Annotated in this window: 10 protein-coding genes and 2 rRNA genes; all 12 read right to left on the bottom strand. The window is 43.7% G+C overall.

Annotated features, from left to right (window positions below):
• Positions 1-6: 6 nt before the first annotated feature.
• On the bottom strand, positions 7-1,470 hold the full coding sequence (gene gltX / locus AJGP001_RS00515; protein ID WP_071153295.1) for a glutamate--tRNA ligase: 1,464 nt from the start codon (positions 1,468-1,470) through the stop codon (positions 7-9).
• A gap of 40 nt (positions 1,471-1,510) precedes the next feature.
• Positions 1,511-2,011 (bottom strand): 2-C-methyl-D-erythritol 2,4-cyclodiphosphate synthase, encoded by a 501-nt coding sequence (gene ispF, locus AJGP001_RS00510; RefSeq protein WP_058386754.1) that lies wholly within the window; start codon positions 2,009-2,011, stop codon positions 1,511-1,513.
• On the bottom strand, positions 2,008-2,703 hold the full coding sequence (gene ispD / locus AJGP001_RS00505; protein WP_058386755.1) for a 2-C-methyl-D-erythritol 4-phosphate cytidylyltransferase: 696 nt from the start codon (positions 2,701-2,703) through the stop codon (positions 2,008-2,010). The genes ispF and ispD overlap by 4 nt, the downstream gene beginning before the upstream one ends.
• 29 nt (positions 2,704-2,732) lie before the next feature.
• Positions 2,733-3,812: a PIN/TRAM domain-containing protein gene (locus AJGP001_RS00500; RefSeq protein WP_058386756.1), complete on the bottom strand. Its 1,080-nt coding sequence runs from the start codon at positions 3,810-3,812 to the stop codon at positions 2,733-2,735.
• Positions 3,813-3,905: 93 nt separating this feature from the next.
• The gene (gene radA / locus AJGP001_RS00495; protein WP_058386757.1) at positions 3,906-5,282 is read right to left on the bottom strand and encodes a DNA repair protein RadA; all 1,377 of its coding nucleotides are present in this window, start codon (positions 5,280-5,282) and stop codon (positions 3,906-3,908) included.
• Positions 5,283-5,343: 61 nt separating this feature from the next.
• Positions 5,344-7,806: an ATP-dependent Clp protease ATP-binding subunit gene (locus AJGP001_RS00490; protein WP_071153294.1), complete on the bottom strand. Its 2,463-nt coding sequence runs from the start codon at positions 7,804-7,806 to the stop codon at positions 5,344-5,346.
• Positions 7,803-8,894 carry a protein-arginine kinase McsB gene (mcsB, locus tag AJGP001_RS00485; protein WP_058386759.1) on the bottom strand — a complete coding sequence of 364 codons (1,092 nt, stop codon included), beginning with the start codon at positions 8,892-8,894 and terminating at the stop codon, positions 7,803-7,805. Before mcsB ends, AJGP001_RS00490 begins: the two co-directional genes overlap by 4 nt.
• Positions 8,884-9,417, bottom strand: a complete 534-nt coding sequence (locus AJGP001_RS00480) for a UvrB/UvrC motif-containing protein (RefSeq protein WP_071153293.1) — start codon at positions 9,415-9,417, stop codon at positions 8,884-8,886. Before AJGP001_RS00480 ends, mcsB begins: the two co-directional genes overlap by 11 nt.
• A 12-nt stretch (positions 9,418-9,429) precedes the next feature.
• Positions 9,430-9,900 carry a CtsR family transcriptional regulator gene (locus tag AJGP001_RS00475; RefSeq protein WP_058386761.1) on the bottom strand — a complete coding sequence of 157 codons (471 nt, stop codon included), beginning with the start codon at positions 9,898-9,900 and terminating at the stop codon, positions 9,430-9,432.
• A 787-nt stretch (positions 9,901-10,687) separates the two neighbouring features.
• Entirely contained in the window at positions 10,688-10,834 is a 147-nt protein-coding gene (locus tag AJGP001_RS17425; RefSeq protein WP_169835247.1) for a hypothetical protein, read from the bottom strand.
• Positions 10,835-11,150: 316 nt separating this feature from the next.
• Positions 11,151-11,266: ribosomal RNA gene (gene rrf / locus AJGP001_RS00465) — 5S ribosomal RNA — on the bottom strand.
• A 139-nt stretch (positions 11,267-11,405) separates the two neighbouring features.
• Positions 11,406-14,338: ribosomal RNA gene (locus AJGP001_RS00460) — 23S ribosomal RNA — on the bottom strand.
• Positions 14,339-14,415 lie beyond the last annotated feature (77 nt).

Raw genomic sequence — 14,415 nt, 5'->3', positions numbered from 1 at the left:
TCAATGTTAGGCACCTGCATATTGTGAAACACGGGCGATAGCTTTGTCTTTGCCTAATAAAGAAATAGAGTCTGGCAATTCAGGTCCGTGCATTTGTCCGGTGATCACTACACGAATCGGCATGAATAGGTTTTTGCCCTTATGCCCTGTTGCTTTTTGAACGGCTTTGATTGCTGCTTTGATTTCAGCTGGCTCAAAATTTTCAAGTGCTGCTAGCTGTTCTTTAAAAGCCGCCATCACTTCTGGCACTTGCTCAGCAGCCAAAATTTCTTTCTCCGCTTCGCCATACGTCAATTCGTCAGTGAAAAACTGTTCAGACAGCTCAGTGATTTCTGCACCATAGCTCATTTGATCGTGGTACAAAGCAACTAGCTTATTAGCCCATTCTGTTTGCTCATCCGTCATTTCTTCTGGCAGTTTGCCTGCTTTTTGCAAATGCGGTAGAGACAATTTCACGACTTCTTCAAGCGGCAATTGCTTGATGTATTGGTTGTTCATCCACATTAATTTCTGTTTATCAAACATTGATGGTGATTTAGATAAGCGCTCCACATCAAAGATCCGAATAAATTCTCCTTTCGAGAAAATCTCTTCTTCACCTTCTGGAGACCAACCAAGTAGCCCAAAGAAATTAAATAAGGCTTCTGGAATGTACCCTAAATCTTTGTACTGTGAAATAAACTGCAAGATCGACTCGTCACGCTTCGATAATTTCTTGCGGTCTTCGTTGATGATTAACGTCATATGACCATAACTCGGGTAGTCCCAGCCAAATGCATCGTAAATCATCATTTGTCTTGGTGTGTTCGACAAATGCTCTTCGCCTCGGAAGACATGTGAGATTTTCATCAAATAATCATCGATAACAACCGCAAAGTTATACGTAGGAATACCGTTCGTTTTAACCATAACCCAGTCGCCAACATCTTTTGACTCAAATGAAATTTGCCCACGCACTAAGTCATTAAACTCATACGTAGTGTTAGCCGGAACTTTTGCACGAAGAGTGAATGTTTTTCCTGCTGTTTCTTTTTCAGCAACTTCTTCGACTGTTAAATTGCGACAAGTGCCACTGTATTGTGGTGCTGCAATACCAGATGCTTTTTGTGCATCGCGTTCTGTTTCCAACTCTTCAGGCGTACAGAAACATTTATAAGCCAATCCTTTTTCAAGCATTTTCTCAGAATGCTCTTGATACGTATCCAACCGTTCCATTTGACGGTAAGGACCATATTCTCCGCCAATATCAATTGATTCATCGTGTTCAATACCTAACCATTTTAAATTATCCAACTGCGACATGATCCCGGTTTCAATGTTACGAGCCGTATCTGTATCTTCAATACGGATAATGAATTTACCATTATTGTGGCGTGCAAATAAATAGTTAAATAGAGCTGTACGGGCGCCTCCAATATGCAGGTGACCTGTAGGACTCGGTGCATAACGTACGCGTACTTCTTGTGTCATTTAATTTCCTCCTAAAATGTCTTATCCTTCTGCTATTCTATCACTCCGGGACATCAAGTGAAACCGGACGTTTTGTTAACAAAATCACTGCTAATGAAGCAATTCCTTCTTCACGTCCAGTAAATCCAAGATGCTCTGAAGTCGTCGCTTTGACGTTTACCTGCGAAACATCAGCTTCTAATAAGGTCGCAATCGATTCACGCATTTGCTCAATGTAAGGGGCCAGTTTCGGCTTTTGCGCAATAACTGTGCAATCAATATTGCCGAGTTCATAGCCTTGTTCTTTCACATATTCCCAAATATGCGTTAACAGTTTGCGGGAATCAGCATCTTTAAATTCTGGATCTGTGTCTGGGAAATGCTTGCCAATGTCGCCTCCACCTATCGCGCCAAGTGCTGCATCTGTGATGGTATGCAATAAAACATCCGCATCTGAATGACCAAGCAATCCTTTGTGATGTTCAATTTCAATACCCCCCAAAATAAATGGGCGTCCTTCAACTAATTGATGCACGTCATAACCTTGTCCAATTCGAATCATTTTTGTTCCTCCTGTAAGCGACTTTCCAGAATAGCTTTTCCATAAATCAAATCATCTGGCGTCGTCATTTTAATATTTTCGTATGTACTTTCAACAATCGCTACGGGTTGGTTTAAACGCTCAACAAGCATCGCCTCGTCAGTTCCCATAAATCCATCCTTGTGGGCTATGCGTGCTGCTTCTAAGATCAACGAGTAGCGGAATGCCTGCGGTGTTTGAATCATCCATAATTGATTGCGGTCAACTGTTTCTGTGATTACACCGTTTTCGGCTTTCTTGATCGTATCTTTTACCGGTACAGCAGCAATAGCCGCTCCTGATTGTTGGGCCGTTTCTGCTAATTGTGCAATTACTTTTTGATCGATAAAAGGTCGTGCTGCATCGTGAACCAAAACAACGCCACAAGGTGGAATCACTTCAAGACAGGCTCTAACGCTATCTTGCCGTTCTACTCCCCCTGTAGCGTAACCTTGTACTTTTGTCAGATTGTAGCGTTTTACATAGTCCTCTATCAATTCCTGCTCCTGCTCTTTGACCGCCAGCCAAATAGCATCACAATTGGGATCTTGCTGAAAAACGTCTAACGTATAAAGAAAAATGGGCTTGCCAAAAAGTTCGAGTAGTAATTTATTTTTATCAGCTTTCATTCGTTTCCCACTGCCAGCAGCAGGTAAGACCACTGTATAATTCATCGAAAACATCCTTATCTTTATGTTGCACGTTATTTGCCTTCACGCGGTTTGGCGAAAATCATTCGTCCTGCAGAAGTCTGCAATACACTCGTTACTGTCACATTGATCGCCTGACCAATAAATCCTTTGCCGCCTTCAATGACAATCATTGTCCCATCATCTAAATAAGCAACACCTTGATTTTGCTCTTTGCCGTCTTTAATAACCACGACGTGCATATCTTCTCCTGGAATCACGACCGGTTTTACAGCATTAGCTAAATCATTAATATTCAAAACAGGAACATTATGAAGTTCACACACTTTATTGAGGTTAAAATCGTTGGTCACGACTTTGCCGCCCATTTTCTTCGCAGCGCGCATCAATTTTAAATCGACTTCGCTCACTTCGTCAAAACTTTCTTCCGTGATCATAATCGCATCGACACGTTCGCTTTGAAGCCGTTTTAAAATATCCAACCCACGTCTGCCTCGCGTACGTTTTAAAGTATCGGAAGAATCGGCAATATGTTGCAACTCAGACAGCACAAATTGTGGCACAACAAACGTACCTTCCATAAAACCGGTTGCTGAGATATCGGCAATCCGACCATCGATGATGACACTCGTATCAAGCAATTTATAAGAAACTTTTTCAACAGGCTCTTCTGGCTCTGGCTTTTTCGCTGGTGCAAATCTAGCCGGCGTCAACATAGACAACATCTCTTCACGTTTTTTAAATCCTACCTGAAAACCTAAATAGCCAAGTACTACAGAAAGCACTAAAGGTGCCACTGTCGCAACTAGAAGAATATCAACCGTACTCAGTGCAAAGCCCACTAGGAAAGCTACTACAAGACCAATGACCATTCCTATCGTCCCGAATAACAGATCCGGTGTTGGAGTACGTAGCAATTTCTCTTCCATCCATTTCATAAAATTGATTAGCGAATCGACAAATAATAAAGACAGCAAGAAAAAAACAAGAGCCCCCACAATTGCCGCTACGTAAGGGTTGCTGATCCACGGATTGTCGAGAAGGGGAATAAGTTCAAATGCAGATGGCAATAATAAAATTCCGATTGTCGCACCAATAAGTAAAAACATAATTTGAATAATAGGTCTTAGCATAAGCTCCACCTCCTTTTTTTAATTATACACATTTTAAAACGAGAACGCTCCAATGACACCTGTTTAGAAATAAAAGGAGGCAAAATCGCCTCCTTACTGTGGAAAAATTTCTTTTAATGCATCGTTAACACTTTCTACACCGACTACGCGAATTCCTTCTGGATAATCCCAACCACCTAAATTAGATGCTGGAATAATCGCACGCTTAAAGCCTAGTTTTGCTGCTTCTTGAACGCGCTGCTCAATACGCGATACGCGTCTAACTTCACCAGTCAATCCGACCTCTCCAATAATACAATCATAAACGTTTGGCGCTTTGTCTCGGAAACTTGAAACAATACTTGCTAATACAGCCAAATCAATCGCTGGTTCGTCAAGCTTTACGCCACCCGCAACTTTAATGTACGCGTCTTGCGCTTGCAAAAGCATACCAACGCGCTTTTCTAGAACTGCCATCAATAAGGTCACTCGATTGACGTCAATTCCCGTTGCCATCCGTTTCGGATAATTAAAACTTGAAGGAGTCACCAATGCTTGAATTTCAACTAAAATCGGCCGTGTTCCTTCCATTGAAGCGACGACTGTTGAGCCTGCCGAACCACTCGACCGCTCTTGTAAAAATAGTTCTGATGGATTCAACACTTCTTTTAATCCACTTTGAAGCATTTCAAAAATCGCGATTTCATTTGTTGAACCAAAACGGTTTTTCACACTGCGTAAAATGCGGTATGTGTGGTGGCGTTCGCCTTCAAAATACAACACCGTATCTACCATATGTTCCAAAATCCGAGGTCCTGCAATTTGCCCTTCTTTGGTTACGTGTCCCACTAGAAAAATGGCAATATTTTTTGTTTTAGCGATTCGCATTAATTCTGCCGTACTTTCTCTTACTTGCGTCACACTACCCGGTGCAGAGGTGACTTCGGGGTGGTGAACAGTCTGAATTGAATCGATAATAACAAAATCAGGTGCTACATCTTCAATCGTGTGATGAATCAATTCAAGATTTGTTTCAGCGTAGATAAACAACTCAGAAGATGACGCATCTAAACGCTCTGCACGCAATTTAGTTTGTCTAATCGATTCTTCTCCGGAAATATATAATACCCGGTTTCCACTATTTGCAAGCATCGCAGAAACTTGCAACAGCAACGTTGATTTCCCGATACCGGGATCTCCTCCAATAAGTACCAGTGATCCAGGTACAATTCCACCACCCAGCACACGGTTTAATTCGCTGAGCTCTGTTTCTACTCGTGGTTCATCTTGCGTTTCAATGGCATTAATCGGTATCGCTTTTTGAGGAACCGCCGCACTATGTTGAAAAGCACCACGCGTCCCTTTAGGAGCAGCCACTTCTACTTCTTCAGTCATCGTATTCCATGCTGCACAGCCCGGACATTTCCCCATCCATCTAGCCGATTCATAGCCACACGACTGACAAATGAATTTCGTCTTTTTCTTAGCCATGTGTACCTCCTTAAATAGAAAAACCGCTCGCCGGAAAGTGACTCCGGAGAGCGGAATGTTCTTATTGTTTTTCTATTGCTACTTCTTTTTCTTTTTCAGACTCACTTGTACGAACGACAAATTCATCACCTTCTACATCAAAAATCATTTTTTGACCTGACAGAGCCGTGCCTTTTAATAGCTCTTCTGACAAACGATCTTCTACGTGTTTTTGAAGTGAACGACGCAGTGGACGAGCTCCATACTCTGGGTCATATCCTTCTTTCGCCACTTTTTCAAGCGCTGCTTCTGTTAACTCCAAATCGATATCCTGCTCTTTCAAGCGATCGACCAATTGTTTTGTCATCAACGTCACAATCTCTCTCAAGTTTTCTTTTTCAAGAGAATGGAAGACGATCATGTCATCTACACGGTTTAAGAACTCTGGGCGGAATGCTTTTTTCAATTCAGCAAGCATTTTCCCTTTCATGTCCTTATAGTCCGTTTTTGCATCATCTAAATTAAAGCCAACGTATTTATTGTATTTTAGCTCTTCTGCCCCGACGTTTGAAGTCATAATAATGACCGTATTACGGAAATCGACTCTGCGACCTTTTGAATCCGTCAATCGACCATCTTCAAGAACTTGCAATAGAATGTTGAAGACATCTGGATGAGCTTTTTCAATTTCATCAAGCAGGACGACTGAATAAGGCTTTCTGCGAACTTTCTCCGTCAACTGTCCGCCTTCTTCATAACCCACATAACCTGGAGGCGAACCGACTAGACGAGAAGTCGAATGTCTTTCCATGTATTCAGACATGTCGATACGAATCATCGCTTCTTCATCGCCAAACATAGACTCAGCTAGGGCACGTGCTAATTCCGTTTTACCAACACCGGTTGGTCCAAGAAAAATGAACGATCCAATTGGACGTTTCGGATCTTTCAATCCTGCACGGGCACGTCGGATAGCTTTTGAAATAGACGTCACGGCTTCATTTTGGCCGATTACACGGTTGTGAAGAATAGACTCCAAGTTCAACAACTTATCCGATTCTGTTTGTGCCAATTTCGATACAGGAATACCGGTCCACATAGACACGACTTTCGCAATATCTTCTACTGTCACTTCAGACTCTTCTTTGCCTTGTTTTTCTTTCCATTCTTTTTTCGTTTTATCTAATTGGTTTTGCAATTTCTGTTCAGCGTCACGAAGCGAAGCCGCTTTTTCAAACTCTTGGCTTTGGACTGCTTCGTTCTTCTCAGAACGTGCAGCTTCTAATCGAGATTCCAACTCTTTTAAATCTGGTGGAGTCGTATACGAGCGAAGTCTTACTTTCGATCCAGCCTCATCAATCAAGTCAATCGCCTTATCCGGCAAGAAACGATCCGAAATGTAGCGATCCGACATCTTAGCTGCTGCTTCAATTGCTTCATCGGTAATTTTCACACGGTGATGCGCTTCATAACGATCACGCAAGCCACGGATAATTTGAATGGATTCTTCTACTGAAGGCTCATCTACTTGAATTGGCTGGAAACGACGCTCAAGAGCTGCGTCTTTTTCAATGTATTTGCGGTACTCATCTAACGTTGTCGCACCAATACACTGAAGTTCCCCGCGTGATAGTGACGGTTTTAAAATATTAGATGCATCAATTGCACCTTCTGCACCGCCAGCACCGATTAATGTATGAAGCTCATCGATAAACAGAATCACATTGCCTGCTTGACGAATTTCATCCATCACTTTTTTCAATCGATCTTCAAATTCACCACGGTATTTTGTTCCAGCAACTACTGTCCCCATATCCAAAACCATAACGCGCTTGTCGCGCAACGTTTCTGGAATTTCGTTGTTAACGATTTGCTGAGCCAATCCTTCAGCAATCGCTGTTTTACCAACACCAGGCTCACCAATTAACACCGGGTTGTTTTTTGTTCTACGGCTCAACACTTCAATGACACGTGTAATCTCATCACTTCTGCCGATTACAGGGTCCAATCCACCTTCACGAGCGACTTGCGTTAAATCACGAGCTAAGCCATCTAAAGTTGGTGTGTTTGCCGAAGCATTCGGACTCGTACCTGTTGATGCCTGCTCATTGCTCCCTAGAAGCTGCAACACTTGCTGGCGCGCCTTATTCAAGCTAACACCTGCATTTCCTAACACACGAGCCGCAACGCCTTCTCCTTCACGAATAAGCGCTAACAGTAAATGCTCTGTACCTATATAAGAATGGCCCAATTTACGGGACTCATCAACTGACAACTCAATCACTTTTTTTGCTCTTGGCGTGTAATGAACGATTGGACCAACGTCTTTTTCGCCAACACCCACTAATTCTTTAACACCTTCTTCGATCAACTGTGTGTTCACTTCAATCGCTTCTAGAGCTTTTGCGGCAATACCGCCACCTTCACGAATCAAACCGAGAAGAATATGCTCTGTACCGATTGATTCATGTTTCATGCGAATGGCCTCTTCTTGAGCTAATTGAAGAACTTTTTGTGCGCGTTGTGTAAATCGATTAAACATCATGCAAGATCCTCTCCTTCACTATTCATATCTATTTTATTCAATCGCTCCCGGAACAACTTCGCCCGAGCAAAGTCACGTTCTTTCGGTTGCAGTGGCTTGTCTGCATATTGCTGCAAAAATGCCGGCTGCATAAAAATCATTAATTCATTCAAAATCGACATATTCATATTTTGAATCATCTTTAAATCAATACCCAATCGAACATCTGACAGACAAGTCGCAGCTTCTTCCGTCGTCAGCAGTCTCGAATGGGTAAGAACACCAAGCGAACGATACACCCGGTCCTCTAACATTAAAGGTGAGTTTAACAATATGGCTTCACGTGCTTTACGTTCTTGCTGGATAATCTGTTCTGTCATATTCTCCAAATCTTGAAGAATTTCATATTCTGATTTACCAAGCGTTAATTGATTGGATATTTGATAAACATTTCCTAACGCCTCGCTACCTTCTCCATAAATACCACGTACTACCATACCAAGCCTTGAGATCGCGGGAATAATCCGTTGAATCTGATGAGACATAGTCAAAGCCGGTAAATGAAGCATAACCGAAGCTCTCATTCCAGTGCCAACATTGGTCGGACAGCTAGTCAGATACCCATACTTCTCATGAAAAGCATAAGACAAATTCTTTTCTAATAACGTATCTAGTTCACTTGCTATTTGATAAGCTTTTTGAAGCTGAAATCCAGATTGCAAGCTTTGAATCCGCAAATGATCTTCTTCATTTACCATAATACTCAACTCTTCGTTTTCAGACAATAAAACAGAGCCCGGGTGATAGCTATTCATAAGGTAAGGACTAATTAAATGTTTTTCTACAAGTACTTCTTTTTGTAATTGGGCAAGTTCGTCAATATTGATATGGCTAAAAGTATAATCTAACTCACTACCTTTATCTAATAATACAGAGGAAATTTCTTTATCCACTTTAAGTGCTTCGTCTTCTGTAAAGGCATACGGGAACTTAAAATCATTCAAATTTCTAGCTAATCTAATTCTTGTACTCATTGCAATATCTACATTGCTACCATCATTGGCCATCCAGCTGCTTGCCCGAGGTTGGAGAAACCGTTCAACTGCCATCTGGTGAACCCCCCTCAAGCGTTACGTTTAATCGTTTTACCTCGTCTCTTAATCTTGCAGCTTCTTCAAATTCTTCTTCTTGAATTGATACCTGCATTTGCTTTCGAAGTTTTTCAATCTCTTTTTTAATTTTTAACGTTGATCCGTAAGAAGCGGGTATTTTTCCCGTATGTTCTGTATTGCCATTATGAAATCGCTTGAATATTTCATTGAGTTGTGACGAAAATGTATCATAACAGGAAGCACATCCAAATTTTCCAAGCTTTAGAAAATGTGAAAAAGTAAAGCCACAAGAAGGACAAATAGCCACTTCTTTTTTTGGCCTGCTAATAGTCGCTTGCGAATTAGGGAACCAATTCGATAATAGTTGGTGAATAGCTAATGGATCCTGTTCAAAAGCAATATTGATACTATGATTTTCAGCAGCACAGATATGACATAACTGAAGCTCCATCACCTGTCCTAGCTGCTGTTTTTTCACTATTACTGATGCAGAACATTCTCCGCACTGAGTACAAATCATCTTTTCACCTCTTTAAGTGTTCGATTCATATTTAATTGTAAAAAGCATCGCTATAAGAATCCGTGCACGGACTTCATCACGTATCGGAAGAGCCAACAGAAGAGTTGAACGATCTACTGCGCTTAGAATTAGTTTTGCCTCTCGTTTAGAAACAATCTCTTCATCCAGTAGCCTAAAAACAATGTCTTCTGCCATTACTTGAGTAGCTCCATGTTCCAACCTCTGTATTACTTCTGCAATTACGTCTGATTTTTGATGAAGTCTAATTCTCTTAATACGAATATATCCACCGCCGCCACGCTTACTTTCTACTAAATATCCACGATCAACAGTGAATCGAGTATTAATGACATAATTTATTTGAGAAGGAACACATTGAAATTTTTCAGCAACTTCACTGCGTTTAATTTCAATATGATCTCTCTCGCTTAATTCGATAACTTGTCTTAAATAACCTTCAATTACATCCGAAATGTTTCGCACCGTCTTCACCTCTTTAATACATAATATGATGAAATTGACTTTGACTATATTTGACTTAATTATACACCAAGCTTTTTAGAGATATCAAATAGTAAGTATCGAAAGGATTACTCACACCGATTGTAAACTTAAGTTCGACAACTAAAAAAGCCATTCTTAGTAAATTCACTATGTATTTTCCGACCAAAGAAAAATGGAGGAGCGATCACGGATGAACCGGTGATGGAAGCCTCCCCCCTACCTGTGGCGCAAATTGCCAAACGTCTGAATCGCTTCCTGCAGCCAATTACAATGTCATCAATTTCTTGAAACCGAGCCACTCAACCCGCGATTATTAAACCTAGTCACAAAAACAAGAAACTCTGTGGTCGCCTTTTAGTTGCTTTACCGAAGTAATAAAAAATCTTATATCAAAAACTTGGTAGCTCAGGACTGAACACTAGACGTCACTCTAGGCCACGCAGAGATGATTCCATTCGCACGCTCTAGCGCATGTTCAAAAGGCGATTTCTTGATGTTGCCGCACTGCCAATGCAAGGGAAACGAAAGCTCAACGGCTACCAGGAACACCGATGCAATAGGCGTTCCAACGGCATATTTCTGAAAGAAAAGCCAATTATCCTTCGTTCCAAAAAAAGTTCGAGCATATCCGAGGCAACACCATTGCAGGCGCTCCCCACAAAAGTGCAGTAATCACACGGGTTGAAAGACTGACGAAAGTGATCATCACCTTGGTACCTGCAGGACGTAAGCCGTGAGGTACTAAATCCCCGTTGAATAAATGGTTTCAAAGAGTTCCAAGAAATTTGTTTAATTCCATCAAGTTTGATTGTGGCAAGGAATTTTCCAATTGGAACCATAGTGCGACCGGTACGACATATCGATTTATTTTGCGGATATTGGCCCACCTTCCCAGCGCGCCTTGAATGAACATTCCAATGAACTCCTTTGTAAAGATGGATTGCAGGCAGATGGATTAATCATTTCTACGATGACTGACTAACGGAATCAATTTTTAAAAAACCCTTGAAGCAATTCAGCTTCAAGACTCTTTACTCACTGTTCTATTTCGAAATATCAGCTACATTTCTTATTGAAGTACTATCAGTAGACCCAATGAAGGTGAAGGCATCATTCTTTATTTTCTTCAATAAACATACTTAACTTATCAACTACCATTTTTTATCGCGCTCTAATTTTTTCCATACAAAAAAGCCGTTACCGGAATCGGTAACGACTTTTTTTCATGTGCCCAGCGACGTCTTACTCTCACAGGGGGAAACCCCCAACTACCATCAGCGCAAAAGAGCTTAACTGCCGTGTTCGGGATGGGAACGGGTGTGGCCTCTTTGCCATCATCACTGGACTATTTGGTTTTGAAAGACAAGATTTATTATACCAGTGGTACTGGTTTTTTTCAAGCTTTTTTTACAAAAACTTGGGCTTATTCTTTCAAAACTGGATAAACGACAGGTGAAACAAGCAAGTTTTTCGCATACAATGTGTTGGTTAAGTCCTCGATCGATTAGTATTCGTCAGCTGCACGTATCGCTACGCTTCCACCTCGAACCTATCTACCTCATCGTCTTTGAGGGATCTTACTTGCTTGCGCAATGGGAAATCTCATCTTGAGGGGGGCTTCGTGCTTAGATGCTTTCAGCACTTATCCCGGCCACACATAGCTACCCAGCGATGCCCTTGGCAGAACAACTGGTACACCAGCGGTGTGTCCATCCCGGTCCTCTCGTACTAAGGACAGCTCCTCTCAAATTTCCTGCGCCCGCGACGGATAGGGACCGAACTGTCTCACGACGTTCTGAACCCAGCTCGCGTACCGCTTTAATGGGCGAACAGCCCAACCCTTGGGACCGACTACAGCCCCAGGATGCGATGAGCCGACATCGAGGTGCCAAACCTCCCCGTCGATGTGGACTCTTGGGGGAGATAAGCCTGTTATCCCCGGGGTAGCTTTTATCCGTTGAGCGATGGCCCTTCCATGCGGAACCACCGGATCACTAAGCCCGTCTTTCGACCCTGCTCGACCTGTACGTCTCGCAGTCAAGCTCCCTTCTGCCTTTACACTCTACGAATGATTTCCAACCATTCTGAGGGAACCTTTGGGCGCCTCCGTTACTCTTTAGGAGGCGACCGCCCCAGTCAAACTGCCCGCCTGACACTGTCTCCCAAGCCGATCAGGCTTGTGGGTTAGAATTTCAATACAACCAGGGTAGTATCCCACTGACGCCTCCTCCGAAGCTAGCGCTCCGGAATCTCAGGCTCCTACCTATCCTGTACAAGTTGCACCAAAATTCAATATCAGGCTACAGTAAAGCTCCACGGGGTCTTTCCGTCCTGTCGCGGGTAACCTGCATCTTCACAGGTACTATAATTTCACCGAGTCTCTCGTTGAGACAGTGCCCAGATCGTTACGCCTTTCGTGCGGGTCGGAACTTACCCGACAAGGAATTTCGCTACCTTAGGACCGTTATAGTTACGGCCGCCGTTTACTGGGGCTTCAATTCGCACCTTCGCTTGCGCTAAGCACTCCTCTTAACCTTCCAGCACCGGGCAGGCGTCAGCCCCTATACGTCACCTTACGGTTTTGCAGAGACCTGTGTTTTTGCTAAACAGTCGCCTGGGCCTATTCACTGCGGCTCTCTCGGGCTATTCACCCTACCAGAGCACCCCTTCTCCCGAAGTTACGGGGTCATTTTGCCGAGTTCCTTAACGAGAGTTCACTCGCTCACCTTAGAATTCTCTTCTCGCCTACCTGTGTCGGTTTGCGGTACGGGCACCTCCCGCCTCGCTAGAGGCTTTTCTTGGCAGTGTGAAATCAAGGACTCAAGGGTAAACCCTCTTGCCGTCACAGCTCAACGTATCAGAAATGGGATTTGCCTCATTTCACGCCTCACTGCTTGGACGTGCACAACCAACGGCACGCTCTCCTTATCCTTCTGCGTCCCCCCATTGCTCAAACGGCGGGGAGGTGGTACAGGAATATCAACCTGTTGTCCATCGTCTACGCCTATCGGCCTCGACTTAGGTCCCGACTAACCCTGAGCGGACGAGCCTTCCTCAGGAAACCTTAGGCATTCGGTGGACGGGATTCTCACCCGTCTTTCGTTACTCATACCGGCATTCTCACTTCTAAGCGCTCCACCAGTCCTTCCGGTCTGACTTCAACGCCCTTAGAACGCTCTCCTACCACGGATCTCTAACGAGATCCATCCACAGCTTCGGTAATCCGTTTAGCCCCGGTACATTTTCGGCGCAGTGTCACTCGACCAGTGAGCTATTACGCACTCTTTAAATGATGGCTGCTTCTAAGCCAACATCCTGGTTGTCTAAGCAACGCCACATCCTTTTCCACTTAACGGATATTTGGGGACCTTAGCTGGTGGTCTGGGCTGTTTCCCTCTTGACTACGGATCTTATCACTCGCAGTCTGACTCCCAAGCATAAATCACTGGCATTCGGAGTTTGTCTGAATTCGGTAACCCGGGATGGGCCCCTAGTCCAAACAGTGCTCTACCTCCAGGATTCTCAATCTTGAGGCTAGCCCTAAAGCTATTTCGGAGAGAACCAGCTATCTCCAGGTTCGATTGGAATTTCTCCGCTACCCACACCTCATCCCCGCACTTTTCAACGTGCGTGGGTTCGGGCCTCCAGTAAGTGTTACCTTACCTTCACCCTGGACATGGGTAGATCACCTGGTTTCGGGTCTACAACTGCATACTCTGTCGCCCTATTCAGACTCGCTTTCGCTGCGGCTCCGCCTTCTCAGCTTAACCTTGCATGCAATCGTAACTCGCCGGTTCATTCTACAAAAGGCACGCCATCACCCATTAACGGGCTTTGACTACTTGTAGGCACACGGTTTCAGGATCTATTTCACTCCCCTTCCGGGGTGCTTTTCACCTTTCCCTCACGGTACTGGTTCACTATCGGTCACTAGGAAGTATTTAGCCTTGGGAGATGGTCCTCCCAGATTCCGACGGAATTTCACGTGTTCCGCCGTACTCAGGATCCACTCTGGAGGGATAGGGTTTTCGGCTACGGGGCTGTTACCCGCTGCGGCGGACCGTTCCAGGTCGCTTCGCCTAATCCTATCTTTTGTAACTCCGTATAGAGTGTCCTACAACCCCAAGAGGCAAGCCTCTTGGTTTGGGCTGATCCCGTTTCGCTCGCCGCTACTCAGGGAATCGCATTTGCTTTCTCTTCCTCCAGGTACTTAGATGTTTCAGTTCCCTGGGTCTGCCTTCTCATGTGCTATAGATTCACACATGGATACTACCCGATTAAAGGCAGTGGGTTCCCCCATTCGGAAATCTCCGGATCACAGCTCACTTACAGCTCCCCGAAGCATATCGGTGTTAGTGCCGTCCTTCTTCGGCTCCTAGTGCCAAGGCATCCACCGTGCGCCCTTTCTAACTTAACCACTGGTTAATTAAAAAGTTGTGACGAAATCGTCACGCGTACTTGAATTACTTGCTTTGTTTCAATGTCGTTTTATCC

The sequence above is a fragment of the Planococcus faecalis genome, from assembly GCF_002009235.1.
In the GTDB taxonomy this organism is placed as follows: domain Bacteria; phylum Bacillota; class Bacilli; order Bacillales_A; family Planococcaceae; genus Planococcus; species Planococcus kocurii.
This window is presented reverse-complemented; position numbering and strand designations above follow the sequence as displayed.